The organism is Corynebacterium sp. (assembly GCF_030532195.1).
Classification (GTDB): Bacteria; Actinomycetota; Actinomycetes; order Mycobacteriales; family Mycobacteriaceae; genus Corynebacterium.
This window is the reverse complement of the sequence record NZ_JAUNLP010000002.1, coordinates 181985-207554: the sequence shown is the minus strand read 5'-3', so window position 1 is coordinate 207554 and position 25570 is coordinate 181985. Positions and strand designations below refer to the sequence as shown.

Below are 25570 nucleotides of genomic sequence, written 5' to 3'. Positions count from 1 at the left end.
ACTACTTAATCTCGTCGCCAATATTGACCTGCGGACGCGGAGTGCGCAGGCGACGAGGCTGGGATGCACGCGAGTAGGCGTAGAAGCCCAGACCCCACTTGCCCTCGTTGGTCTTCGGGAACTTCTCGCGGACCAGCTTGTTTGCGCGACGGCCAATGTAGATGCCCTCAATGACCAGGGCGATAATCAGGACCATCGCAATGAGCGAGGCAATGTTGGCCAGTCGTGGCAGGGAAGTGCCGATCATCATGATGAACAGCAAAACCAGCGCGAACGGCAGGAAGATATTGGCAATGAAGCGGCGGGAGTCCACCCAGTCACGGACGAACTTGCGCTCCTGCCCCTGGTCACGCGGCAGCATGTAGCGCGGGTCGCCAGCTGCCATGCGCTCGTCTGCTATACGACGCTGCTCGCGGCGCTCCTTACGCTCGCGGGCCTTGGCCTCCTTGAGCTCCTCCTTGGACATGGAAGCCTTGAGCTCCTTGCGGCGCTGGCGAGCTTCCTTCGCAGTCAGGGGTGCCTCGACGGGGCCACGGCGGATGCCGCGCTCACGCTCGACCTCGTTGCGCTTAGGCGTTGGGCGGCCCTTCTTCGGGGTGTAAGCGCTGCCGTGCTTCGGCTCTGCGGCCTTGTCGGCTGAGCCTGCAGCGTTATCTGCGTGTGCTGCAGATTCCTTGGCTGCCTCAGCTGTCGATGTGTCCGCGCTAGCTGCGGCCTTGGACTTCTTGTCATTCTTTTTCCACGGTAGATCCACGACCCCAGATTATAGGGGGTTAAGTTCGCTTCCCTAATTAGGTTGCGTGACGGCCGTGATTTCGTTTGGGCGGGGCCGTGATGTGGGGTGGTGGTATTTGGGAGTCTTGGGTGGGGGCGGTTCGGAGTAGCAGTGACTGAAATTTAAAAAAGAGGAACCAAAGATTGGGAATTAAAGTTTGGCCGGTAAGGTTGTGATAAGTAATGACGTAGCCGACCTTGGGGTCGACTCGCAAGACTTAATACTTCAACAAGGAGGACACGCGCTATGACTACTGCTCAGAGCACTGGCGTTACCCTGACCGAAGCTGCGGCCGCCAAGGCAAAGGCACTTCTGGACCAGGAAGGCGCTACTGACCTGTCGCTGCGTATTTCCGTTGCTCCGGGCGGCTGTGTCGGCCTGCGCTACCAGCTCTACTTCGATGACCGCAGCCTCGATGGCGATGTCTCCGAGGAATTCGGCGGCGTCAAGCTGGTCGTCGACCGTCAGTCGGTTCCGTACCTGTCCGGTGCCACCATTGACTTCGCTGACACCATTGAGCAGCAGGGTTTCACCATCGATAACCCGAATGCAACTGGTTCCTGCGCCTGCGGTGACTCCTTCAACTAAGTCGGAGGTTTGGCAGTCGCGTTAAAGCGCCGGATAGTAAAAGTCTCGGGCCCCGCTCCTTATTAATGGAGCGGGGCCCGCGACTTTTTGTTTGTTGCCTCAGTTTTGGTGGTCACCTTGGTGGGGCTCAGTGGAGCCTTGTAGGCCTGGCGGAATCAGTGGGGCTGGTGGGTCGGTTGGAGCTGATGGGGCGAATGGCCATGGGCGACTTATGGCTCAAAGATGACGTATGGCTCGAGACTAACGTTTGGTCGCATATACGCGACCATATGTTGAATTTTGAGCCATATGTCAGTTTTGAGCCATAGCTGCCCTGGACTGAACGACAACCACAGCCAGGTTGAGGCCACCGGTCGCAGGGGCCGTCGTAAAGCGCCTTAGAGCTCGACTGGGTAGTCGCGCTCCTCGATGTCTGGTGTAATGCGCTTTTCGATGAAGATGCCGTGCCAGACCATGAAGGCCAGGATGGTCCAGAGGCGGCGGGAGTGGTCGCGCTCGGTTGGGTGATGCTCGGCAAGCATCTTCAGTACGGCATCCTTATTAATGAGGTGGTCGGTCTGGGACTCGCGAATGATGTCCTCGGCCCAACCGTGGAGCTCGTCGCCTGCCAGCCAGTGGCGAATCGGCACCGGGAAGCCCAGCTTGCGGCGGTTGAGCACGTGAGCCGGAACAATCTGCTCCATTGCGCGACGCAGTGCGTACTTGGTGGTGCCGTGCGAGACACGCATGTCCACCGGCAGCGTCTGCGCGACATCGAAGACCACGCGGTCGAGGAAAGGCACGCGCAGCTCCAGGGAGTTGGCCATGGTGATCTTGTCGGCCTTGACCAGAATGTCGCCACGCAGCCAGGTAAACAAATCCAGGTGCTGCATGCGCGTTACCGGATCCCAGCCCTCAGACTGCGCGTAAATCGGCGCAGTGACATCGCTGTGGTCCCATTCCTTCTTTGCCCACGGCAGAACTTCCTGCAGCTGCTCGAAATTAAAGGACCGCGCGTTGCCGTAGTAACGCTGCTCCAGCGGAGTGGTGCCACGCTGCAGCAGCGACTTACCCCGCATGCCCTCCGGCAGTGCCTCGCCGAGCTTGGCCAGACCGCGCAGCAGGGGAGAGGGGACCTTCTCAAACGGCTTCAGTGACAGCGGCTCCTTGTAAATGGTGTAGCCGCCAAAGAGTTCATCAGCGCCCTCGCCAGACAGCACGACCTTGACGTGCTTGCGAGCCTCCGCCGCCACGAAGTACAGCGGAACCAGCGCTGGGTCAGCCACTGGGTCATCGAGGTACCACATGATCTTCGGGATAGCACCGGCGAACTCCTCCGGGGAGACCACCTTGACAATGTGCTCGACACCAATGGCGGCCGCGGACTCGGCTGCCACATCGACCTCCGAGAAGCCCTCGCGTTCGAAGCCGGTGGTGAAGGTCAGAAGATTCGGATTGTGGCGCTTTGCCAAGGTCGCAATCGCAGTGGAGTCGATACCGCCCGACAGGAACGAGCCCACCGTGACGTCGGCACGCATGTGCTTTTCCACGCTGTCTTCCAGCGCACGGGCGATGCGATCGAAAACGTCCTGTTCGGCGCCCTTAGCGACTGGCTGGATAGGGAAGGTCGGCTTGAAGTAGCGAGTCTGTGTGACCTCGCCGCCCGGAGTAACAAAGGCGCTGCAGCCGGACTCAATACGACGGATATCGGTGTGCAGCGACTCCGGTTCCGGAACGTACTGCAAGTCGACGTAGTGCTCCAGCGCGCGCTTGTCGAGACTCTTGTCATCAATACCCATCTCCGGCGCAGCTTCCAGCAGCGACTTCTTCTCGGAGCCGAAAATGGTCCCGCGCGGGGTAGTGGCGTAGTACAGCGGCTTAATGCCGAACGGATCGCGCGCCAGGAACAGCTTGCGCTCGACCGTGTCCCAAATAGCAATGGCGAACATGCCGCGCAGATGCTTTACGACGTCAGCACCCCAGTGGTGGAACCCAACGAGAATAGGTTCACCATCGCCGGAGGTATTGAAGGTGTAGCCTTCCTTCTTCAGCTCCTTGCGAAGTTCGACGAAGTTGTAGATTTCGCCATTGAAGGTCATTGCGTAGCGATCTGGCTGTCCTTCAGGTCCCCACTGCAGTGGCTGGTGGCTGTGCGCAATATCAATAATGGACAGTCGGTTGAAGCCGAATACGGCATCCGCGTCGTGCCACGTGCCTGCATCGTCCGGGCCGCGGTGCCGCATGCATGGCAGAGCCCTTTCGACGACCGGGACCAGCTCCGCAGCGTCAGAATTGGCAGTCAGGATTCCGAGAAGACCACACATGCTTCGTGTGCGCACCTTTCTAGTTGGCGGTAGTAGCGCTAGCAGGTAGCGCCACTGGGATAGCGCCACCATCAAATGCTGCACCTACTTTAATGCCTAATGAGGCAAAGGAGGAATGCCGACACCATCAGTGTCCGAGATAAGTTGCGGGCAGCAAGGTCATCGCACGGGTGGGATACTGTTGCCGGGAGTCGTCGTGAAGCACAGTGCGCGGGGCTCGTGAGATTAAAAATTCAAAGGGTTGAGGACACTATCTAGGAGTGAGTACTGTTATTACCACCCCCGATAGGCGGGTCTTTCTCAGTATTTTATTAGGGCAGATATACTCAAGAGCACCCCACAACCATATTTATTGTGGAGAAAGCTTAAGAATCGACTACTCTGCTTGGGTAGGACGAAACCTTAATCGGTTATCGAAAATTGTGTGGATCAGGAAGGCAGACACACGTGAATCAGCGTAGAAAGTTCGGAGTCGCCCGTAAGCTCGGCGTCCTCGGCGTTGCCGCCGGTAGCGCAGCCCTGCTTGCAGGCTGTGACGTTAATCCGCCGGAGAATGGCTTTTTCAAGCTGCTCCGCTTTGGTTGGCCAGAAGGCGTGACCCCGGAGGCCCAGGCTATGGGGAACTTCTGGGTTTGGGTCTGGGTTGCCGCCTGGATTATCGGCATCATCGTTTGGGGCTTGACCATTTACTCGATGACCAACTTCACGGCCAAGAAGGCTGAGAAGAAGGGTAAGGGTGAGTTCCCACGTCAGACCGCTTACAACGTCCCAGTTGAGCTGGTCCTGACCATTATCCCGATTCTGATCGTGATGACTCTGTTCTTCTTCACCGTTCAGACTCAGGACAAGGTCACGGCTCTGGATAAGGAGCCAGAGGTTACCGTTGACGTCACCGGTTTCCAGTGGAACTGGAAGTTCGGTTACGGCAAGATCTCCGCTGACCTGATGGGCGGCGAAGAGTACAACGGTCGTATTGACAAGCCGAAGGATGAGCAGTTCTTCACCGAGGGCGGCCACCACGTTCCGTCCGAGGAAGACCGCGCACTGCAGAAGCAGCACCCGGTTCACGGCTTCTCCAAGGAGAGCCTGTCTTACCTCCACTACGACGAGATTGAGACTCTCGGTACCACCGAAGAGGTTCCGGTTCTCGTTGTTCCGGAAGACACCGCAATCCAGTTCGACCTCGCTTCCGCTGACGTGATCCACTCCTTCTGGGTCCCGGAGTTCCTCTTCAAGCGCGATGCTTTCCCGCACCCGGAAGCTAACAAGTCCAACCGCGTCTTCCAGATTGAGAAGATTGACTCGGACAAGATTGCTAACCGTCCGGAGGACAACCCGAGCTCCAAGGTTAAGAACGCCTTCGTTGGTCGTTGCGCCGAGATGTGTGGTACCTACCACGCAATGATGAACTTCGAGATTCGTGCTGTCTCCCGCGAGGCATTCACCGAGTACATCAAGTTCCGCCAGGAGAACCCGGAGGCCACCAACGCTGATGCGCTGAAGCACATCGGTGAGCCGGCATTCGCAGTCTCCACTTCGCCGTTCAACTCCGGTCGTACCGACACCCGCGATATGGGTGACCGCGGTGCTAACACGGTTGACCTGAACGCTACCGCAAAGTAAACACACCAAGTTTCGTAACTTAAGGAAGTTCTCAAATGAAGTCTGCAGCAAAGCTCTTCTACGGACTTACCGTGTTCCTGGCGTTCATGGCTGTCGTCTACATTTTCGGCACGCAGTACCTCCAGGACACCGGTAACGTCATCAACGAAAGCCACGGTCGCCTCGAGTGGGCTGGCGCAACCGGTCTGGTTATCGCAGCCCTCATGACCCTGATGCTCGGTGGTTACTTCCACTTCACTGAGCGTCGCTCCGACATCACTCCGTCGGACTTCGAAGAAGCAGAGATCGCTGACGGCGCTGGTACCCTCGGCTTCTTCTCCGCTAGCTCGATCTGGCCGTTCGTGATGACCATGGGCATCCTGCTCATGGGCTACGGCATCGCATTCATGGCCTACTGGCTGATTGTCCTCGGTGCTGTCATCCTGATCCTGGCTACCACGAAGCTCAACACTCAGTACATCACTCCGCCGGAGAAGCACTAATCTAAGTGCAATCTGGCTGAGACACAGTCGTAGATAACCGAAAGGTCTCTCCCACCAACAACGCAGTTGGTGGGAGAGACCTTTTTGTGTAGGTACCTACTGAGCAGACGCTAGACAAATTCCACTGGCTTCTGGCCCTTGGGCAACTCAATGACTTCGCCTTCATTGACCTGCAGGTGTCGGGCCTCTAGCGAATTGACCATGCGATGATCGTGCGTAATCACCAAAATAGTGCCCTCTGCTGCGGCAATTGCATCTTGAACCTGCTCAATGAGATCCACGCTCAGATGGTTCGTCGGCTCGTCAAGAAGCAGAATCTCCGGCGGATTCGCCACAACTAGCGCGAGTGCTACACGGCGCTGCTGACCGACGGAGAGGTCGCCTACGGGCCTATTAGCATCCTCAGGACTCAACAGACCGAGATCATCCAGCGGCACACGCGGATTAGGCGCCATATCGTAGAGCTGGCGAGCGGACTTCTTGGGATTAGCCCAATTCTGTTCCTGCGCCAACATTGCGATGCGCGCATCCTCGTTGACACGAACCTCGCCGGCCTGAGGCTCAATCTGCCCCATAATCGTCTTAAACAGCGTCGATTTACCCGCACCGTTCGGACCGGTAATCACAACCTTGTCACCCGGGCGAATAGTCAAAGAACCCACGCGGATCCGATCGGGAACCACAACGCCGCGCATCTTGATGTGGAAGTCCTCATCGCTTCCCGACGCCGCGCGCTTCGTCGGCAGCGGCGCCGTCAGTGGCGCATCAAAGCCAAGGAGCGCTGGGGGCTTTTCGACGCCCTCTTCCTGGAGCTCTTCGAGCCGCTGCTTAGCAGAGCGCACACGACGGGCAATTTGGCGCTCCACGCGACCACCACGGCGGTCATAGGCCATCTTGTTGTTATCGGTCATGTCGCGGCCGGGGGAGACCTGACGAGCACCGGTTTCAATGGTGTCTTCCAGACGATTACGCTCATGCTCTTCTGTGCGCCACTGGTGCTCCCACAGGTCGCGTTCATGGCGACGATGCTTCGCGTAGTCGGAGTAGTTGCCGCGGAACAGACCGATGCCGGGACGCCCGGGGACAAGGTCGCCGATGACGGTGCATACTGCGTCGAGAAAATCACGGTCGTGCGTTGCGACCACGACAACGCCGGGGTGGTTGACAATCGTGTCAATCACAAGCTGGCGACCTCTCTCATCGAGGTGGTTAGTCGGTTCGTCGAGAAGCAGAATTTCCGGCTTGCGGATGAGCGTAATTGCCAGCCCCAACCTCGCGCGCTGACCGCCGGAGATTTCCGTCGTCAGCTGCTCGGTGAGGGGAGCGCCATCGGGTGCGGTACCAGTCAGACCGAGATGGTCAAGAACAATCTCAGCGTTGTGCTCGGCGTTCCAGTCATCGTGTGCCATGACATCGGAGAAGATCTTGGAATACTCCTTCTCGGCGGCTGCTGACGCCTCTGGAGTATCCGCGGTAGACAAGGCCTCCGCAGCCTCCTCCAGATCCGCCAAACGGCGCTTGGAAGGGCCTAACGCTTCATCGATAAGCATTTGCACCGTCGAGTCATACGGTGCCTCCAACTCCTGAGAGCCAATGACACGGGTGCCCACGTGCGTGACAGTACCGCTGGTGGGCTTCCGACGACCCGAGAGCACCCAGAGCAAGGTGGACTTGCCGGCCCCATTGTCTCCGACGAGGCCGAGGACATCGCCGTCGGAAAGCGTGAGCGAGACATCGCGGAGAATCGGCGTTGCCTCGTAATCGAAATTGACACCGTTGGCGACAAGCTGCGTGGCCTTGCCTGAGACGTCGCTAGTGGGGGAGGGGCTAGTAGACATGTATCTATTTTACTACCGATGGCCAGCAGCTCTGCTATCCGCGATGAGCAGATGAGGGGAGCAAAGGGGTCGGGAAGCGACGGAGAAAATTGCAAGGATTGTGGCGCGAGTTTTAAGGCATAAAAAACCACCCCGTCAACATTCCTTTTAAGTGGATGTCGGCGGGGTGGCCTTAACTGAGAGCGCAGTAGATATCTACCGCGACGATTTAGTTCTCAAGCTGGCGACGCTCTTCGGCGTTCTGAGCCTCGAGGTCGCGGAACATCTGAGTCTGCTGCTCGTGGTTCTCCTGCTCGATGCGGTTTGCCTCTTCAGTAATCTCCGGGGAATCCGGGGAGAAGAAGCTACCACGACCCGGACGGCCAGCGGCGCCCAGCTCGTTCATCTGCTTCGGAACGTAAGCACCCTGGTACTCGAGCGGAACGGCGTGGCCGTGCTCGTCGACCGGGCCCAGCGGCTGGTGGACCTCGATGAAGGAACCATCAGGCAGCTGGTTGATAACACCGGTCTCGATGCCGTGCTCCAGCACAGCGCGGTCGGAGCGCTGCAGGCCGATGCAGATTCGGTAGGTGATGAAGTATGCAATCGGAGGCAGGATGATCAGACCGATGCGGCCAATCCAGGTCATAGCGTTCAGCGAGATCTGGAAGTGGTAAGCAATCAGGTCGTTACCACCGGACAGGGTCAGCAGGGTGTAGAACACCAGAGCCATGGCACCCAGGCCGGAGCGGACCGGAACGTCGCGCGGACGCTGCAGCAGGTTGTGGTGAGCAGTGTCGCCCGTGATCTTAGCCTCGATGAACGGGTAAGCGAACAGCAGGACGACCAGGATGCCACACAGAAGTGCAACCCAGAAGACTGCCGGGATGGTGTAGTTGCCCAGGTAGAGCTCCCACGGCGGCATGACACGGGCAGCACCGTCAGTCCACAGCATGTAAATATCCGGCTGGGAACCAGCGGAGACCTGCGACGGGTTGTACGGACCCAGGTTCCAAATTGCGTTGATCTGGAAGATACCAGCGAACAGTGCCAGGAAGCCGAAGGTAATCAGGCCGAAGGAAACGGACTTAACCGCGAAGATCGGCAGAATACGGACACCGACAACGTTGTTCTCGGTACGACCGGCGCCAGGGAACTGGGTGTGCTTCTGGTACCAGACCAGAGCCAGGTGAGCGGCGATTAGACCCAGCAGCAGAGCCGGGAGAATCAGCACGTGTGCGATGTACAGACGCGGGATGATCAGGTCACCCGGGAAGTCGCCATTGAACATCATCCAGTGCAGCCAGGTACCGATGATCGGCAGGCCGATGATGATGGCGGACATAATACGCAGACCAACACCGGAAAGCAGGTCGTCCGGCAGGGAGTAACCCATGAAGCCCTCTGCCACAGACAGCAGCAGCAGGATCGAACCGATGACCCAGTTAGCTTCACGCGGCTTGCGGAATGCGCCGGTGAAGAAGATGCGGAACATGTGCGCCATGATCGACACGGCGAACAGGAGAGCACCCCAGTGGTGGACCTGGCGGATGAACAGACCACCGCGGACCTCGAAGGAGATCTGCAGTGCGGTCTCGTAGGCGCGAGACATCTCGACGCCGTTAAGCGGTGCGTATGCACCGTCGTAGATGACCTTCGACATGGACGGGTCGAAGAACAGAGTCAGGTAAACACCCGAGAAGAGCAGCACTACGAAGGAGTAGAGTGCGATCTCACCCAGCAGGAAGGACCAGTGGGTAGGGAATACCTTGTTGAGCTGCTTACGCATGCCGCCAGACAGGGTGTAGCGGTCATCCATATTCTTAGCAGCGGTTGCTAGTTTTGTTGGATTGCTCATGACTGACGCTCCCAGAATGCCGGACCGACGGGCTCAACGAAGTTGCCCTTTGCGTACATGTAGCCTTCTTCGTCAACGCTGATTGGCAGCTCCGGAAGAGCGCGGGCAGCGGGGCCGAAGACCGGCTTGCCGTAGTGCAGTGCATCGAACTGCGACTGGTGGCATGGGCACAGAATGCGGTTGGTCTGCTGCTCGTACAGAGAAGTCGGGCAACCGATGTGCGTACAAATCTTCGAGTATGCGAAGTAATCGCCGTAGTGGAAGTCTTCCTGACCCTTGCGCAGGACTGCCTTAGCAGCATCCTGAGAACGCAGACGAATCAGCATGACCGAGTTGCGGGAACCGTGAATCGAGTGCATATGGTGCTCGTAGACATCGGCGTCCTTGCTGTAGCGGTCGCCGTCGTTGACGTCCTTCTCCGGCAGCGGGAAGACGGTCTCCATTGCGCCAGCGGACAGGTCCTCCGGACGCAGGCGAACCAGGCGAGAGACACCCTTGGTGGTGTAACCCTCTGCACCCTCTTCAGCGATAGCACCAGTGTCGCGACCCAGGTAAACCTTCTCGCCCTTTTCGACGAGGGTCCAACCGGTGGTCCACAGGGTGCCGTCACCAGTGACGTCCACGTCGTGGCGTGGCTTCCACGGGTTCTTAATCATGCCACCAATCGGCAGAATCATGCCGATACCAGCCAGAACCGCACCGGTGCCCAGGAGGCCCTTGATAGCGGAGCGGCGCCCCAGGGTGGAGGTCTGCCAAGAGTCGTTCAACAGAGCGACGATGGTCTTCTGGTCGACCTCTTCGGACGGGCCGTCGTGGCGGCGCTGAACCGAAATCTCTTCCGGAATGAAACGCTTGGTGAACTTAACTGCACCGATACCCAGGGTGACAATGCAGCCACCGAGGGTGATACCCAGCAGCGGGGTGTACATGGTGTACAGCCACAGACCCTCTTCGCCGTGGCCCTTGTAGTGCCATGGGTAGAAGAGGTAGATGGCGATGAATGCCAGGCCAAGAATGACCGACAGCGAAAGCCAGATAGCGACGCCACGTGCCGCGCGCTTTTCAGCCGGGTCGTTGGCAATCGGGAAGCGTTCCTTGCGGTAAGCAATGGTCACGTCATCGAGTTCAGCACCCAGACGAGCGAGATCCGCATTGCTCATCTTCGACAGCTCTTCGGAGCTGTACTTCTTGTTGTTGTTATTACTCATCGGCGGGATCCAATCCAAAGAGCGGCCGCTACGAGAGCGACGATGCCTACAATCCACATAGCAAGACCCTCAGTAACCGGGCCGATGCCACCAAGGCCCCAACCGCCTGGGGTCGGAGTTTCCTTAGCGTTCTTGATGTAGGCGATGATGTCCTTCTTCTCGTCAGCGGAGAGCTGGCGGTCAGAGAACTTCGGCATATTCTGCGGGCCGGTCAGCATTGCCTGGTAAATCTCCTGCTCATTTGCAGGATCCAGAACCGGTGCGTACTTACCGCCGGACAGTGCGCCACCACGACCAGTGAAGTTGTGGCAGGAAGCACAGTTCAGACGGAACAGTTCGGAACCGCGGGCAACGTCAGCCTTGTCCAGCTCGCCGTTCGGGCCAGCGTTCTTGCCACGGAGGGACTCCATTGCAATGGAGCCGTCTTCGTCGCGGACAATGCCAGCGCCGCCACCGTTTGCCTGGACGTAGGCTGCGATAGCCAGCGTCTGCTCTTCGGAGTAACGCGGGGTCTTACGGGCTGCCTGAGCCTCGTTGCGGAGCATCGGCATACGACCGGAGTGAACCTGGAAGTAAACCGAGCCCTCGCCGACGCCAATCAGGGACTTACCGCGGTCCTTAACGCCCTGAAGGTTGGCGCCGTGGCAAGTGATGCAGGCAACGTCGTAGAGTTCCTTGCCCTGCTGAATCAGTGCGGCTTCATCCTGCTGGGCAGTAGCCGTCTGTGCATCAGGGGTCAGAGCATTCGCGAGGAAACCCGCGCCGGTGAGGGCGAGGGCCATAGCCATAATGCCGGAGGCAGTACGGCGCATCTTGCGGCGGCCCTTCGACTTCGGGGCCGCAGCCAAGGACGTGGTGTCCTTGGTTTCGGAGGTAGTGTTTTCCATCTTTTTCCCTTTGAGACTGTTCGTGGAAAGTGGATGGGCTGTAGGCCGTGCTCAACAAAGGACGGCCGATACGGCCTACTGGATGAAGTAGATGGTGATGAACAGGCCAATCCACACGACGTCGACGAAGTGCCAGTAGTACGAGACCACAATGGCAGCAGTGGCCTGTGCCGGGGTGAACTTCGCCTTAGAGGTACGGATCAGCACCACAACGAATGCCAGCACACCCGCGAGAACGTGGGCTGCGTGGAAACCGGTGGTGATGAAGAAGACCGAACCGTAAATGGAGTTCTGAATGGTCAGACCGTGGCTGACCAGGGTGTAGTACTCGTAAGCCTGGCCAACGAGGAAGATCGCACCCAGGGCGGTCGACAGTGCGTACCACTTACGGAGTGCGAAAACGTCGCCACGCTCGGCCGCGAACACGCCCCACTGGGCAGTGAACGAAGACGACACCAGGATCACGGTGATCACCAGTGCGTACGGGACGTTGAGGTGGCCGGTACCCCAATCCCACGATTCGCCCTGACCGTTCGCGCGCGACACGAAGTACATCGCGAACAGGCCGGCGAAGAACATTAATTCCTGAGACAGGAACACAATCGTGCCGACACTGACCATATTTGGTCGGTTCAGTGTCGCAGCACGACGTGGTGCTGTCATACCTTGATTATCAACTGCGCTCGTCACATGTAACAGTATGGCCTGTTCTTAAGGAGTAGTCACGTTGCAACCCCCGTTTTTGTGAATAAATTCCTAAAATCCCAGGTCGTGAACAAGGGTTTCTGAGAATTTCACTAATTTTTCCCCCTGTTGGGAACTTTTCGATGTCGTTTCCGACGCGAGTGAAAATCCCGGTTTTTGTTTCCCGCGCTACCACTGGCGAGCAAGCGTGCTCTCAGCCTGGTGGCATCTGCGTCTCAGGTTATCCCCCATAACCAGCGGCTACTTTTGGCAAGTTTAGCGTAGTAATTCGTATGTTTTAAGGGCTACCCCTCGATTCACCGCCCCTGCGGGGGTGAGCAGAAAAGCGGGGAGCTAAAAGCGGACCTGGTCATGCACGGTGCAAACTCGGTGGGTATCTTGTTGTATTACGTACATCACAGCAGCAATGTTGGTATATCCGCCTGCGACGATATGAAAGTGTCGCAATATATATGAAGTACGGATACAGACTTGACTATCTATCGGAAGGGAGTGGCGATGAGCATGATCGGCAACAAGAGGGCAGCCGAGAGCTGGCGCCATGTTCTCTCCACCATTGGTGCGGGCGAGGAAGTCTCGCCTGAGGGCATTCGTTTTGCAATGGATCAGATTATGTCCGGTGCCTCTGGCGACGTGCACACCGCAACCTTTGCGTTTGGTCTGCTGGCAAAGGGCATTACGCCCGCAGAACTCGAAGCCGCAGCAGAAGGTATGTTGTCCTTCGCCCGTCCGGTAGATGATCCGAAGCTCGCCGACGCGATTTCGCGTGGCGCGGTCGACATTGTCGGTACCGGTGGTGACGGTGCGCACACTGTAAATATCTCCACTATGTCTATGGTGGCAATCGCGGCGTGTGGTGTGCCGGTTCTCAAGCATGGCAACCGTGCGGCATCGTCGAAGTCCGGCGGTGCCGACATGTTGGAGGCCTGCGGCATTGATATTGAGGACGGCGTAGTGGCCTCTCCGGAGCACCCGGAGTTCTACCTCCGCTTCCTTTTCGCCGCTCGCTACCATCCGGCCATGCGGTTTGCGGGTCCGGTTCGCAAGGAACTCGCAGTTCCCACTGTCTTCAATCTCCTCGGTCCGCTGACCAATCCGGCGCGCCCGCAGGCAAGTCTGATTGGCTGTGCTTTTGAAGACTTGATGGAAACCATGGCTGGCACCTTTGCTCGCCGCGGTCAGCGCGCGTTGGTCGTCCGTGGTAGCGACGGGTTGGATGAAATCACCGTTACTGGCCCAACCAAGGTTTTCATTGTGGAAAACGGTGCAGTCACCGAAGACGTCATCGATCCGCATGACTTCGGCATGGAGTACTCGGAAGCCGGTGCATTGCGTGGCGGCGATCCGGCTTACAACGCCGATGTCGCCCGCCGCATCTGGTCTGGTGAACTCGAAGGCCCGATCCGCGACGCGGTAATTCTCAACTCCGCCGCCGCCATCGCAATTTCGCGCGGTCTGGATGGTCGTCCGCTGAAAGACGCACTCGCCGATGCCATCAACGAGGTAGAGACGACGCTGAAGTCGGGACTGTGTATGGAAATCGTCGCAGCTGCGGTCAAGGGTTAAGGTTCGCGTCGCGCTTGACGACGTGCATCTTGCGCATCAACTGCCCACTGCAGGAATTTTCCCGCCCCTAGTCTGGGATAGGAAAATTCTCCGCCAGTGGGCTTTATTCGTACCTCAGGGCGTTGCAGCCACTTCCAGATGATGCTGAGTTCATCAATCGATGCTCCTTTATATAAGGAGTCATCGGGTTTAACCGTTTGGGCGGAGTTTTCCATCAGGTCAATTATGTAGCCCATATCTGCGCCACGTGGGGCTGTGGCGGCTCCGGCTAGCCGGCCGAAACGAATCTCGGCGAGGTGCCAGCCGCCATGACCGTCGGGAAAAGCGGCTTGCAGTGACGGGATAGATGCAAGCATGCTCAGGCGCTGTTGTTTATCCAGGCTGAAAATAAACTCGGCAGTGCGGTCGCGTTGAAGAGCGGCACGCTGGAAGCGGTGTGCCTCGGCGAGAGCGGAGATTTCCGCAATCATGTCGGAAATCTGGTCGGCGCCACTGCTGGCAATCTGTGCGGTTGTAATCGCAAAGTCGTCGTTAAGTGCAGAAAACCTATCGCGAATGGCAGTGGCGGTGTCGCGCGTGCGGAAGGGGCCTAGGCTGCTGGCGCTAGATGCGACTCGGCTGATTTTTGGTGGGCGAGTGGCGGTGGTGGGGACGATGTACCAACCGCGGGTGGGTTCCGTTCGCTGCCTGTTGTAGGGCGGGCGAAGTGCGGAGATTAGTCGTGCCTCGCGGACTTCGGCGGCGAAGCCATGTGGACATTCAATGATGTCAATATGGTCGGCGAGTTTGACCATTTCAGTAATTTTGCGGCGCGAGTCCGAACCGTTGAAATACTGCAGGAGTCTACGTCGCAAATCGAGAGCCGTTCCTATATATAAGGGGTCGCCATTTCGAGACCGAAAAACATATACGCCGGGGGCGTGCGGTGCGTCCTCTGCGAGGTGCCGCTTGGCGCGAATTTCGGGGTCGACTGTGGGAGAGTAATGAACTAGCTGGGCGGCTGTTTCGACATTTTCCCCGGCTAGATTCTCCACTAAGTAATAAAGGACATCGACGGTTGCGCGGGCGTCGTCAAGCGCGCGGTGCGTGGGGCGTTGCGCGGAGCCTACGAAGCGCGCCAGATTTGAGAGTCGGTAGCTGCCGACCTGCGCGCGGTTTATCGTGCGCCGTGCGAGTGTGAGCGTGTCGACGGTGGTAGGGCTGGGCCATTCGAGCCTTAAATCTATACAGGCCTGACGAAGGAACCCCATGTCGAACTTGGCGTTATGTGCGACCCAGACGGTGCCCCGGGCGAATTCGAGGAAGCGGTTCATAGCTGTGCCAAGCTGTGGCGCGTTTTCGACGTCTGCCGTGGTGATACCAGTGAGCTTGGTGATGTGGGACGGGATTTCCATGCCGGGATCGATGAAAGTGGAGAACGTCTCGACAATCTCGCCGGCGCGAGTCTTGACCGCTCCAATTTCAATAATGTGATCGCCTTGCGGGTTGAGGCCCGTTGTTTCAAGGTCGACCACGACGAAGGTGGTGTTGAACAACGGAGCATCGTTCGCGCCATCGAGAGGGAGGTGCTGTTGTTCGAAATCCACGTCAATAATCCTATGCGGAGCAGACACTAGGGTGTTAAAGCTGTGACTTTTGGGCTGGAAGTGCTCATTTTTCCGAAGCTGTGATGCAAAACACAATTGAGAATTTTGGCGAGATTTCGGCGCAGAGTTGAGCGGGAGTGTAAAGTTCGTCGCGGAGATTAAAACGCCAGGTAGATGCGTATTTATCAAACCGTTATTATTTCTTTATGGGGGAATCGTTCAGTTATAACGGCTTGGTAACAAAATGGGTATATGAACGGTAACAAGCCGGTTCCCGGGGGATTTTTTGCCGAATGGCTAGACAAAACTTGATGCCGTTTCGTAATCTTATCGAGACATTGAAACGGGGCCATCGAATTGGTGCCGATCATTGATAAGAAAACACAGAGCCTAATCGAAGAACTTCGAGCGTCACGCACAGTGAACTTCGAAGAAATTCGAGCCGGGGACCCACCTCAAAACTTGGGGTGAATCCCAAAGGGAAAATCCCGGAGGGTAGGAAGTCTTCCATTCTTCCGAACCCGTCAGCTAACCCGGTCGGCTAAGCAGGAAGATTTTGGAGTTTTACACAATGGGCAAGCACCACCGCCGTTCTAACATCGCACGTAACGCAGCCGCATTCGGCGCCACCGTCGTTGGCGTCACAGCACTGACCGTCCCGGCTGCAAACGCCAATCCGCTGACCGATATTCAGGGCGCTCTGAACGGCTTTGATTCCCCGCAGGTTGCAGGTCTGCAGGATGTTGCTGGCAAGATCAACGATCTCAGCGGCAAGTTCACTGGCGGCAACCTCGTTAGCGGCAAGCTCGCTAACGTCGGCGCACCGTCCACTGGCGCCGCAATCGTCGATGCAGCTCGTTCCAAGATTGGTTCCCCGTACGTCTGGGGCGCTACTGGTCCGAACTCTTTCGACTGCTCTGGTCTGACCTCCTGGGCTTACCAGCAGGTTGGTAAGTCCATCCCGCGCACCTCTCAGGCACAGGCTTCCCAGGGTACCCCGGTTGCTAGCCCGGGTCTCGGTGACATCGTCTCCTTCTACTCCGGTGCAACCCACGTCGGCATCTTCTCCGGTAACGGCAACGTGATTCACGCTCCGCAGACTGGCGATGTCGTCAAGGAAGCTCCGATGAACTACATGCCGGTTCACAACTTCGTCCGTTTCTAATTGGGTGAAGTCCGCGGGAGGAGGTAGCTCCCGCAGTTCCCAAACTTTTGGGGTCAAAGAGGCGAGTGCCACTGTGTCGACTTTTTATGATGTTCGACACTGTAGCGCTCGTCTCTTTCTTTTGAATAGTTAGTTCTTGCAGGGCAGTGATACAATCTGCTCGATTGCGTCAAGTTCTTGATGTTCGGGGAAATACTTGTGAATAAGTCTAAAGAGTGTGTTGATTTGTCAGCTTTTCCGGCAGTTTCAAATCGATGCGTAGTTTCGCACGCTCGCGCTACGCGTTGCGTTTCGGCATCACGTCGCAGCATCGTTGGTATGACAGTGGCAACTGGTCTAGTTTTTGGCTCCGCAGGCCTCGCGCCGGTAGCAGCCGCTCAGGACGAGCCAGCCCCAGCCCCGGCTCCGGATCTTGCTACCGCCGATGGCATCATTGCTGAGTTGGAGCAGATTTCCCGTGACACCGAAGCGGTGTCGGAGGAGGTCAATGACCTCGATGTCCAGGTTAAGGACAAGGAAAAGGAGCTCCAGCATGCGCAAGATGAGCTCAAGGTGTCGGAAGACCGAGTCGTCCACGCACAAAATGACTTAAAGGCGCTCTCCGCGGACATCTCTTACTTCGCAAAGAAGCGTATGCGCGGTGAAATTGTTGACCCGCTGTCTGCAGCACTGGGCTCGACCAGCGCTCAGGATGCAATTGACCGCACCGGTTACATCAACAAGATGTTCCGCGATAATGATGAGGTTGTCGCACGAGCTGTCGCTGCCCGCAAGGATGCGGAACGCGGCAAGGCCGATGCCCTGCGTCTGCAGGATGATATTCGCAAGCAGCTCGATGACCTGGGCAAGCGCCGCGCCGAACTGGACAAGCGCAGCGCAGACCTCGATGGTCGCAGTGAACATGTGAAGTCGATGGTAGAGGCACTAAGCCCAGAGCAACGTGCCATTTGGATGACCAAGAATAACCCGGTCACTGAAGGGCTGGATAAACTGTTGGGTTCCTCTGCCGCAGTGGACGCAGCCATGTCGAAGTTAGGTTCCCCGTATTCTTGGGGCGCTGCCGGTCCGTCTGAATTCGACTGCTCGGGCTTGATGTACTGGGCCTATCAGCAGATTGGCAAGTCCATTCCGCGCACCTCACAGGCACAGCTTGCCGGTGGCACGCCGGTCAGCCGTGATCAGCTGCAGCCAGGCGACATTATTGGCTACTACCCAGGCATTTCCCACGTTGGCATGTACATCGGTAATGGCCAGATTATTCACGCCTCCGACTATGGCATCCCGGTTCAGGTAGTCTCGATTGACCAGGGCGGCCCTTACCAGGGTGCGGTTCGTTACTAGGGGAGCTTTCCCCTGGTAGGTCGATGCCTCCGCCTGTGGTTTTGTATGTAAAGAAACTCGACGAAGGTTAACAATTCGGCCATTATGTCTGCGCGCGTACTGCTTATCACCAATGATTTTCCACCTCGCGACGGTGGTATTGAGTCCTACTTGCGAGATTTCTGTGCGCGCCTCGACCCCGCCAACCTGGTCGTTTTAGCCTCCTCTCGTGCGTCTGCAGAACGCTTACGCGCCTACGACGAGTCACTGCCATTTCGCGTCTACCGTATGCGCGACAAGGTTCTACTGCCGCTACCGCACGTCGCCGGCCGAGCCGCACGAATCATCAAGGACGAGCGCATCGACACAGTATGGTTCGGCGCCGCTGCACCGTTGGGTTTGCTTGCCGACGCATGCCGTCGTGCTGGCGCCAGCCGCATTGTATCGACCACACATGGGCATGAGGTGGGCTGGTCCATGCTGCCGGTAGCTCGGCAGATGCTTCGCCGGATTGGCAATAGCTCTGATGTAGTTACTTACATCTCGCGCTATACGCGAGGTCGATTTGCTGCAGCTTTTGGCCCCCGTGCGGCGTTTGAGCGCCTTCCGTCGGGTGTGGATATCGAACGATTTTCACCAAACTCGCAGGCGGGGCAGGATATTCGCCAGCGCTATGGCATTGGGGCCGAGCAACCGCTCATTGTCTGTATTTCTCGGCTGGTGCGACGAAAAGGCCAGGACATGCTGATCCGCAGCATGCCGCAGATTCTTGCAAGGCACCCCGATGCCCGACTTCTCATCGTCGGTGTCGGTCCCCGTGGCGAGGCATTGCAGCAGCTAGCGCAGGAGTGCGGAGTCGCGGATCAGACCATTTTCGCAGGTAAGGTGTCCTTTGATGAGCTGCCTGCCTACTACAATGCGGCGACCGTATTTGCAATGCCAGCGCGAACACGCGGCGGTGGACTCGACGTTGAGGGCTTGGGCATTGTCTACTTGGAGGCGCAAGCCTGTGGCATACCCGTTGTCGCTGGAAATTCCGGTGGCGCTCCGGAGACTGTAATTGATGGAGAGACCGGCATCGTAGTCAACGGCGCATCAGTCGACAGTGTTATGGCAGGTGTACTTACTGTCCTGGGCGATCCTGAGCGTGCTGCCGCGATGGGTATTCGTGGCCGTCAGCACGTGACTGCCAACTGGACCTGGGAAGTAATGGCTGCGCGTGCTCGGCGAATTCTGGGAAACTAGCCCAGCCCCTTTATAATTAACTGTTATGTCCACCGATATCGCGCATTCCTCTGGCGTAGATGCCTCTGTTGTCGCAGACAGCCCGGCCATCGGGTTCGACATCGGTGGTACCAACCTGCGGGCCGCAGTTGTCAGTGCGGACGGCAAAGTTCTCTACCGAGTCCAAACCAGCTCGGATGGCAGCGTCGATGCCATCGAGCGCGGTATTGTCCAGACATCCGAGCGATTGGTTGAGAAGTTTCCAGAGGTCAGCGCCATTGGCTTGGCGATTGCAGGTTTCCTAGATTCGGATCGCCAAACGGTTCGCTTTGCTCCGCATTTGCCGTGGCGCGATGCGAACGTCGTCAAGCGTTTGTCCTTGCTTCTTCCGCGTCCGCTGCAGCTTGAGCATGACGCCAACTCTGCGGCGTGGGGCGAGTTCCGATTTGGCGCGGCGCGCGGTGCGGATAACTGGGTGCTCTTCGCGCTCGGCACCGGCATCGGCGGCGCGATGATGCAAGGCGGAAAAATCTACCGCGGCGCGTACGGCACCGCACCGGAATTCGGCCACTTGACCGTGGTGCCAGAGGGACGCGCGTGCGCATGCGGCAAGCGCGGTTGTTTCGAGCGCTACTGCTCGGGCACGGCACTGGTCACCACCGCAGCCGAGCTCGCTGAATCCGGTCAGTACTACTCCCGGCTTACCGACGGTCTGGTTGCCGGCACCGTCACTGGTACAGATGTTGTCGCAGCAGCGCGTCAGGGCGATGAACTGGCTGAGGCGGCATTGGATGATTTCGCCACCTGGCTGGGGCGTGGCCTGTCCATCGTCGGGGATGTCTTTGACCCGGAGCTTGTGGTCATCGGCGGGGGAGTCGCCACGGCATCGGACCTGTACTTGGAAAAGGCGCAGGCGGAATTCGCGCGCAATATCACTGGTTCTGGCTACCGTCCCGTGGCTGAGGTGAAGGTTGCAGAACTCGGAGCTGATGCTGGCCTTATTGGTGTGGCAGATATTGCTCGCAGCTTCGTGGTTGCTGAGGTCAGGGATCCGTCGTAAAGCGCGCTTACGTATCAAGTGCTGTCCCTCGCCCAGAAAGTGGGGGATACCGGCGATGCCTGGCGCTGGCTTCGATGCGACCCTGTATAGTTTTAAACCGTGAATAATCGCTGGTACAAGTTCTTCAAGTACATCCTCATTGGGCCGTGGCTGCGGATTTACAACCGTCCTTATTACATCGGCGGTGACAAGATTCCGGTTGAGGGGCCGGCTCTGATGGTGTCGAACCACCTGGCCGTCATGGATCACTTCTACTTCCCGCTGGTGTGTCATCGTCAGTTGACGTTCTTGGCCAAGGCCGAGTACTTCAACACCCCCGGTTTTGTGGGTGGTATTCAGAAGTTCTTCTTCTCCTCGGTCGGCCAGGTGCCGATTGACCGCACTTCCAGCGATGCTGCTCGCGACGCACTGAATGCGGGCGTAAAGGTGCTTGCTCGCGGTGACCTGCTGGGAATCTCGCCAGAAGGTACTCGTAGTCCGGATGGTCGTCTCTACCGCGGCAAGACCGGTGCGGCCCGCGTTGCGCTGAAGACCGGCGTGCCGGTGTTCCCGATGGCCATGATTGATACGGAAAAGGCGAACCCAATTGGCAGCTGGATTCCGCGTCCGGTTCGCGTGGGCATCATTATTGGCGATCCGCTGGATCCGGCGGAGTACAAGGGCAAGTACACCGATGAGCGTGAAGCAGCCAGGGCACTGACCGATGATCTGATGAAGGAAATTCAGAAACTGTCTGGTCAGGAGTATGTCAGGGCATATGCCGGCGATGTTAGGAAGTCCTTGGAAGCGGGCCACGGATACCCAGAGGGCACCGAGCCGGGCGGCGAACTGACGGTACCAGCGCCGGGCCCGAAGCCGACCCCTCGTCGGTGGTTCCGACTCGGTCGCTAGAATAAAACGCAGATAGTTTTTGCGGCTGCAGTGATGCTTGTGCCCGTGGGGAAAGCTGACTGTCAGCCGCGGTTTGCCTGCTTGGAGTCAAAGCTGGAGAGGATTCCACACCGTGCGTTATTTCTATGACACCGAGTTCATTGAGGACGGCAAGACCATTGACCTTGTCTCCATCGGTGTCGTGGCCGAGGACGGCCGTGAGTACTACGCGGTGTCAACCGAGTTTGATGCGAGCAAAGCAGGACCGTGGGTACGAGCCAATGTGCTCAATCAGCTGCCCAGTCCCTCTTCGCCGCTGTGGAAAAACCGCGAGACTATTCGCAAGGAACTCCTCGCATTTCTTACAGAGTCCGGCACCGGACGGCCCGAGCTGTGGGCCTGGGTGGGGGCCTATGACCACATTGCACTAGCGCAGCTTTGGGGGGACATGACTAAGTTGCCACAGGTCATTCCGCGTTTTACCCGTGAGCTCAAGCAGTACTGGGAGATGGCGGGCAAGCCCAAGCTGCCGCGTCAGACCGCCGGTAAGCACGATGCGTTGGCGGATGCCCAGCACAATCTGGTGAAGTTCAACCGCATCGCCCAGGCTATGCCACTGGATAAGTAAGCGGTGAAACTACGGCTATTAGGTGACCTGACTAACACCCGAGGTGCGGGGTAGTTACAATGAACTCTTGTGAGTTGGACTATTGACCTTCCTGTAGATGACCTGCCCGATCTGCCGCCGCTTCCCGGTGAGATGGCGGAGCGCTTTGCTGATGTAGTTTCCCGCCGCGCCCTCCAGCAGCCAAGCTGGGACACCCGGGCCGCCGCAAATGTCCGTCGTATTCTTGAGACGGTTCCGCCAATTGTCGTCGCACCAGAGGTGCGTAAGCTTCGGCAGGAGCTTGCCGACGTCGCCAATGGCAAGGCCTTCCTGCTGCAGGGCGGTGACTGCGCGGAGACCTTTGAGTCCAATACTGAGCCACACATTCGCGCGAATGTGAAGACCTTGCTGCAAATGGCCGTCGTGCTGACTTACGGCGCATCCACCCCAGTGGTGAAGATGGCCCGTATCGCAGGTCAGTATGCCAAACCGCGCTCGAAGGACATCGATGGCGATGGTCTGCTGAGCTACCGTGGTGACATGGTCAATGGCGTTGAACCGACCGAAGAAGCCCGTGTTCATGACCCAGCTCGAATGGTTCGCGCCTATGCAAACGCATCGGCTGCGATGAATCTCGTGCGTGCACTGACCGGTTCCGGCACCGCTGACCTGCATCGTCTACACGAGTGGAACCGTGAGTTCGTCAGCAACTCACCAGCAGGTGCTCGATACGAGGACCTGGCTAGCGAAATCGATCATGCTCTGCGATTCATGGCAGCTTGCGGTGTTGCCGACTCCAATCTGCAGACCGCACAGATTTACTGCTCGCATGAGGCACTGGTCGTTGACTACGAGCGCGCCATGCTGCGTCTGTCTGAAAACGAAGATGGCCAGGAGCTGTTCAACCTCTCCGCACACCAGCTGTGGATTGGTGAGCGTACTCGTGGCATGGAGGACTTCCACGTCAATCTGGCCGCAATGATCGGCAACCCAGTGGGCGTCAAGATTGGCCCGACTACCACGCCGGAAGAAGCCGTCGCCTACGCTGACAAGCTCGACCCGTTCTTCCAGCCAGGCCGCCTGACCCTGACGTCCCGTCTGGGCAATGACAAGGTTCGCTCCGTTTTGCCTCCGATTGTGGAGGCCGTGGAGGCCTCGGGCCACAAGGTCATTTGGCAGTGCGATCCAATGCACGGCAACACCTACGCTGCCTCCAATGGCTACAAGACCCGCCACTTCGACCGCATCGTCGACGAAGTACAGGGCTTTTTCGAAGTGCACCGCTCCTTGGGCTCACACCCAGGCGGTATCCACGTCGAGCTCACCGGCGAGGATGCTACTGAGTGCCTCGGCGGTGCCCAGGACATTTCCGATGTCGACCTGCCGGATCGCTACGCATCTGCCTGTGACCCGCGTCTAAACACTCAGCAGTCCCTGGAGCTGGCCTTCCTGGTCGCTGAGATGCTGCGTAACTAAGCGAGGCCTAGCACGAGCGCGGCCACGTATTACGCCACGCGTGCCATGGCCGCAAAGGTCAGTATTCCGCAGGTCAGCACTGTGCAGCTGGAGACCAACTCGACCAGCTACAGAGTGCTGACCTTAATGCTGTCGCCCGCCTTGGCCCGTGAGCCGGGGAGCGGGGACTGCACCAAAACGCGGTCATTTTCGCTGGCAGAGCCAGATACCTCTAGTTCAAGGTTCTGCTTTTCCGCTTCACGACGTGCTTGCTTGACCGTCTTGCCCATCAGCTGTGGCACCTTTACCGAACGTGACACCGTCAGTGTGACGGTAGCGTTATCGGGATCAATGACTTCGCCTGCTGCCGGAGACACCGAATCCACACGGCCGTAACTGCTTGATGAGGAGTCCGAGGTACGCACCTTGGCAACCTCAATTCCTGCGCGTTGCAGGATCTTGCGCGCATCGGCTTCGGTACGTCCAACCACCTTCGGCACCTCGATGCCATTGTTGACGGTCAACGTCACAGAACTACCGCGTTCCAAGCCCGTACCTTCGTCGGGGGAGACAGCGATAACTTCGTCCTCATCAGCAGATGCAGAGAACTCCTCGACGGTATCGCCGACCTCCAGGCCGGCTTCACGCAGCTGCTGACGCGCCTGCTTTTCGGTAAGCCCCACGATGTGCGGAACCTTTACTGGAGCAGGTCCTATGGAGTAATGCACCGTCACGGTTGCACCGACATTGACTGCCTGGCCTGGAGATGGCTTGGCGAATACCAAATCACCAGGAGATACATCATCGGAGAATACGGGTTCACCGACCTTTTCCTTTAAGGTGCGCTTGGAAAGTTCCTCACTATACACCTGTGGCGAATGATTCGCCGGATAGGCGGGCACAGTCGGCCGACCAAGGCTGACTAGCACGAGGACATCGTCGCCACGCACAACGCGCTCCCCGGCCAGCGGTTCCGAACCGATGATCTTCGATGCCGCCACCGTGTTGTGGTAGCGCTCGTCAACGACTGGCTCAAAGCCCGCATCGCTTATTGCTGACATTGCCTGTGGCTGAGAAAGGCCGGTGATTGACGGCACCTCGCCATAACGACCAGATCCCAGCCACCAGGCACCCAAACCCATGCCCAGGGTAGCAATAAGCGCAATGACCAGCCAGAGCGCACAGCCGCGGCGAGTGCGCTGTCGTGATGCTCGACGGTTCGGGCGCTTTTGTGCGCTCTCGGATCTGGGCTGGGGATGCTGTGGAGAGTCAGTCCGAGCTGGCGGATACTGCGGCTCTGGTTGCGGCTGAGTCTGTGGCGATGGGTAGGGCATTGCCCGCGGAGGCTCCGGCTGTGCAAATGGCACAGATCCGGGTGCCTGTCCAGGCGTAGACGTGGGTGCGGCAGCTGGCATTTCCCAGCTGGCGTTGTCATAGCCGTCATTGCGGTCGAAGGTGCGAGTGTGCCCCGCCTCCGGGTTGTCGAATCGCTCAGGCGCGGTCTCTGCAATTCCCGGACGCGGTGCGCGTGAGCCAGGATCTCGCTGGAAGTTTTCCGTCAGGCCCTCTGCAACAGCGGCATTTGCGGCTGCTGAATGAGACGGCGAGGGAACCTTAAACGGTGGCAGCGCCAATTCCTCGGAAACTTCCTCCAGCGCTTGGGCGAATTCCTTCGCAGTCGAAAACCTGTCCTCTGGCCTGCGGGAACAAGCATGAAGTACCAGTTCATCGAACTCCGCTGGCACACCATCAATGAGGTCTGAGGGAAGTGGCACCTCCTCGTTGAGGCGTTTCATGGCCACTCCCAAAGAGGAGTCGGCAATAAACGGGGTCGTGCCAGTGAGCAGCTCAAAGAGGAGCACACCGGCAGAGTAGACATCAGAGGCCGGGGAAATTGGCTCACCGGTGACTTGTTCCGGAGATAGGTATGCCACCGTGCCCACAATGACCGAATTCGATGTGACCTTCGCATCAGCGGCTGCGCGCACCAGGCCGAAGTCGGCTAATTTCACGCGCCCATCGGAGGAAATCAGCACATTTTCCGGCTTGATATCGCGGTGGACCATGCCCCGTGAATGCGCAACGGAGAGTGCGCGAAGCACCGAGCGCATCACCGCTGCAGCCGCATGAGGTGGCATGGGGCCGCGCTGACGCAGCAGCTCGCGCAGCGTGCCGCCGTCGACGAATTCCATAATTAGGAAGACGTGCCCAGCCGGGTCAGTGCCCTGGTCATAAACGTTGACCAACGACTCATCATTGAGGTGCGCAACTGCGCGAGCCTCGCGTTCAAAGCGGATACGGAAGGATTCATCGTCGACAAAGCGCGGGTCCATGACCTTGGCCGCCACCACACGATCGAGTCGCAGATCGGTGGCGCAGTACACGGTGCTCATGCCACCGTGTGCGATGGTCGCACCAATTCGGTAGCGGCCATCGAGAATCTGCCCCTCGACAAGCTGCGACATAAATCA

20 protein-coding genes and 1 riboswitch are annotated in these 25570 nt (G+C 58.2%); of the genes, 11 read left to right on the top strand and 9 right to left on the bottom strand.

Translation table 11 applies throughout. The features are described 5' to 3' along the window. Position 1: 1 nt before the first annotated feature. Positions 2–754 (bottom strand): DUF3043 domain-containing protein, encoded by a 753-nt coding sequence (locus Q4E11_RS03725; protein WP_303163788.1) that lies wholly within the window; start codon positions 752–754, stop codon positions 2–4. A 267-nt stretch (positions 755–1021) separates the two neighbouring features. Here Q4E11_RS03725 and Q4E11_RS03720 point away from each other — a divergent pair, with 267 nt between their 5' ends. Then, the gene (locus Q4E11_RS03720) at positions 1022–1363 is read left to right on the top strand and encodes an iron-sulfur cluster assembly accessory protein (RefSeq protein WP_303163787.1); all 342 of its coding nucleotides are present in this window, start codon (positions 1022–1024) and stop codon (positions 1361–1363) included. Positions 1364–1740: 377 nt separating this feature from the next. Here Q4E11_RS03720 and asnB read toward each other — a convergent pair whose 3' ends face one another. After that, the gene (asnB, locus tag Q4E11_RS03715) at positions 1741–3666 is read right to left on the bottom strand and encodes an asparagine synthase (glutamine-hydrolyzing) (protein WP_303163786.1); all 1926 of its coding nucleotides are present in this window, start codon (positions 3664–3666) and stop codon (positions 1741–1743) included. 447 nt (positions 3667–4113) lie between these two features. Between asnB and Q4E11_RS03710 the strand changes: the two genes are divergently transcribed. After that, entirely contained in the window at positions 4114–5289 is a 1176-nt protein-coding gene (locus tag Q4E11_RS03710; protein ID WP_303163785.1) for a cytochrome c oxidase subunit II, read from the top strand. Positions 5290–5324: 35 nt separating this feature from the next. After that, a complete protein-coding gene (locus tag Q4E11_RS03705) occupies positions 5325–5771 on the top strand; it encodes a cytochrome c oxidase subunit 4 (protein WP_303163784.1) in 447 nt (148 codons plus the stop codon). 110 nt (positions 5772–5881) lie between these two features. Here Q4E11_RS03705 and Q4E11_RS03700 read toward each other — a convergent pair whose 3' ends face one another. The 5 genes from Q4E11_RS03700 to Q4E11_RS03680 form a co-directional block, all read right to left on the bottom strand. Further along, a complete protein-coding gene (locus tag Q4E11_RS03700) occupies positions 5882–7609 on the bottom strand; it encodes an ABC-F family ATP-binding cassette domain-containing protein (protein WP_303163782.1) in 1728 nt (575 codons plus the stop codon). A 208-nt stretch (positions 7610–7817) separates the two neighbouring features. Next, complete coding sequence (locus Q4E11_RS03695) at positions 7818–9446, bottom strand: cytochrome bc complex cytochrome b subunit (RefSeq protein WP_303163780.1); 1629 nt, start codon at positions 9444–9446, stop codon at positions 7818–7820. After that, a complete protein-coding gene (locus Q4E11_RS03690; protein WP_303163778.1) occupies positions 9443–10654 on the bottom strand; it encodes a ubiquinol-cytochrome c reductase iron-sulfur subunit in 1212 nt (403 codons plus the stop codon). The genes Q4E11_RS03695 and Q4E11_RS03690 overlap by 4 nt, the downstream gene beginning before the upstream one ends. After that, the gene (locus Q4E11_RS03685; protein ID WP_303163774.1) at positions 10651–11541 is read right to left on the bottom strand and encodes a c-type cytochrome; all 891 of its coding nucleotides are present in this window, start codon (positions 11539–11541) and stop codon (positions 10651–10653) included. Before Q4E11_RS03685 ends, Q4E11_RS03690 begins: the two co-directional genes overlap by 4 nt. Before the next feature lie 75 nt (positions 11542–11616). Beyond that, complete coding sequence (locus Q4E11_RS03680; RefSeq protein WP_303163772.1) at positions 11617–12231, bottom strand: heme-copper oxidase subunit III; 615 nt, start codon at positions 12229–12231, stop codon at positions 11617–11619. A gap of 513 nt (positions 12232–12744) precedes the next feature. Between Q4E11_RS03680 and trpD the strand changes: the two genes are divergently transcribed. Then, a complete protein-coding gene (gene trpD, locus Q4E11_RS03675; protein WP_303163769.1) occupies positions 12745–13812 on the top strand; it encodes an anthranilate phosphoribosyltransferase in 1068 nt (355 codons plus the stop codon). On the opposite strand, the gene Q4E11_RS03670 is transcribed toward trpD, so the two are convergent. Next, positions 13809–15398 carry a DEDD exonuclease domain-containing protein gene (locus Q4E11_RS03670; RefSeq protein WP_303163768.1) on the bottom strand — a complete coding sequence of 530 codons (1590 nt, stop codon included), beginning with the start codon at positions 15396–15398 and terminating at the stop codon, positions 13809–13811. The two genes, trpD and Q4E11_RS03670, sit on opposite strands and share 4 nt — an antisense overlap. 377 nt (positions 15399–15775) lie before the next feature. Further along, a riboswitch (cyclic di-AMP (ydaO/yuaA leader) is annotated at positions 15776–15956 on the top strand. 13 nt (positions 15957–15969) lie between these two features. On the opposite strand from Q4E11_RS03670, the gene Q4E11_RS03665 reads away from it, so the two are divergent. The 7 genes from Q4E11_RS03665 to Q4E11_RS03635 all read left to right on the top strand — a co-directional run bounded on the left by Q4E11_RS03665 (position 15970) and on the right by Q4E11_RS03635 (position 23120). Next, positions 15970–16563, top strand: coding sequence for a C40 family peptidase (locus Q4E11_RS03665; RefSeq protein ID WP_303163767.1), 594 nt, complete (start codon positions 15970–15972; stop codon positions 16561–16563). Positions 16564–16881: 318 nt separating this feature from the next. After that, positions 16882–17904 carry an NlpC/P60 family protein gene (locus Q4E11_RS03660; protein WP_303163766.1) on the top strand — a complete coding sequence of 341 codons (1023 nt, stop codon included), beginning with the start codon at positions 16882–16884 and terminating at the stop codon, positions 17902–17904. 84 nt (positions 17905–17988) lie between these two features. Next, on the top strand, positions 17989–19128 hold the full coding sequence (locus Q4E11_RS03655) for a glycosyltransferase family 4 protein (RefSeq protein ID WP_303163765.1): 1140 nt from the start codon (positions 17989–17991) through the stop codon (positions 19126–19128). A gap of 25 nt (positions 19129–19153) precedes the next feature. Continuing rightward, a complete protein-coding gene (locus tag Q4E11_RS03650) occupies positions 19154–20167 on the top strand; it encodes an ROK family protein (protein ID WP_303163764.1) in 1014 nt (337 codons plus the stop codon). A 99-nt stretch (positions 20168–20266) separates the two neighbouring features. Then, the gene (locus Q4E11_RS03645; RefSeq protein ID WP_303163763.1) at positions 20267–21058 is read left to right on the top strand and encodes a 1-acyl-sn-glycerol-3-phosphate acyltransferase; all 792 of its coding nucleotides are present in this window, start codon (positions 20267–20269) and stop codon (positions 21056–21058) included. A gap of 112 nt (positions 21059–21170) precedes the next feature. Then, positions 21171–21665, top strand: coding sequence for a polyadenylate-specific 3'-exoribonuclease AS (locus Q4E11_RS03640; protein ID WP_303163762.1), 495 nt, complete (start codon positions 21171–21173; stop codon positions 21663–21665). 69 nt (positions 21666–21734) lie between these two features. After that, positions 21735–23120 carry a class II 3-deoxy-7-phosphoheptulonate synthase gene (locus Q4E11_RS03635; protein WP_303163760.1) on the top strand — a complete coding sequence of 462 codons (1386 nt, stop codon included), beginning with the start codon at positions 21735–21737 and terminating at the stop codon, positions 23118–23120. Between the two features lie 107 nt (positions 23121–23227). Here Q4E11_RS03635 and Q4E11_RS03630 read toward each other — a convergent pair whose 3' ends face one another. Further along, positions 23228–25564, bottom strand: a complete 2337-nt coding sequence (locus tag Q4E11_RS03630; RefSeq protein WP_303163759.1) for a PASTA domain-containing protein — start codon at positions 25562–25564, stop codon at positions 23228–23230. Between the last annotated feature and the right edge of the window lie 6 nt (positions 25565–25570).

Bases quoted from the DNA above. Each gene is read 5' to 3' on its own strand.
- Q4E11_RS03720 (WP_303163787.1), top strand. From the start codon at position 1,022: ATGACTACTGCTCAGAGCACTGGCGTTACCCTGACCGAAGCTGCGGCC.
- asnB (WP_303163786.1), bottom strand. From the start codon at position 3,666: ATGTGTGGTCTTCTCGGAATCCTGACTGCCAATTCTGACGCTGCGGAG.
- Q4E11_RS03705 (WP_303163784.1), top strand. From the start codon at position 5,325: ATGAAGTCTGCAGCAAAGCTCTTCTACGGACTTACCGTGTTCCTGGCG.
- Q4E11_RS03700 (WP_303163782.1), bottom strand. From the start codon at position 7,609: ATGTCTACTAGCCCCTCCCCCACTAGCGACGTCTCAGGCAAGGCCACG.
- Q4E11_RS03695 (WP_303163780.1), bottom strand. From the start codon at position 9,446: ATGAGCAATCCAACAAAACTAGCAACCGCTGCTAAGAATATGGATGAC.
- Q4E11_RS03690 (WP_303163778.1), bottom strand. From the start codon at position 10,654: ATGAGTAATAACAACAACAAGAAGTACAGCTCCGAAGAGCTGTCGAAG.
- Q4E11_RS03685 (WP_303163774.1), bottom strand. From the start codon at position 11,541: ATGGAAAACACTACCTCCGAAACCAAGGACACCACGTCCTTGGCTGCG.
- trpD (WP_303163769.1), top strand. From the start codon at position 12,745: ATGAGCATGATCGGCAACAAGAGGGCAGCCGAGAGCTGGCGCCATGTT.
- Q4E11_RS03665 (WP_303163767.1), top strand. From the start codon at position 15,970: ATGGGCAAGCACCACCGCCGTTCTAACATCGCACGTAACGCAGCCGCA.
- Q4E11_RS03660 (WP_303163766.1), top strand. From the start codon at position 16,882: ATGACAGTGGCAACTGGTCTAGTTTTTGGCTCCGCAGGCCTCGCGCCG.
- Q4E11_RS03655 (WP_303163765.1), top strand. From the start codon at position 17,989: ATGTCTGCGCGCGTACTGCTTATCACCAATGATTTTCCACCTCGCGAC.
- Q4E11_RS03650 (WP_303163764.1), top strand. From the start codon at position 19,154: ATGTCCACCGATATCGCGCATTCCTCTGGCGTAGATGCCTCTGTTGTC.
- Q4E11_RS03630 (WP_303163759.1), bottom strand. From the start codon at position 25,564: ATGTCGCAGCTTGTCGAGGGGCAGATTCTCGATGGCCGCTACCGAATT.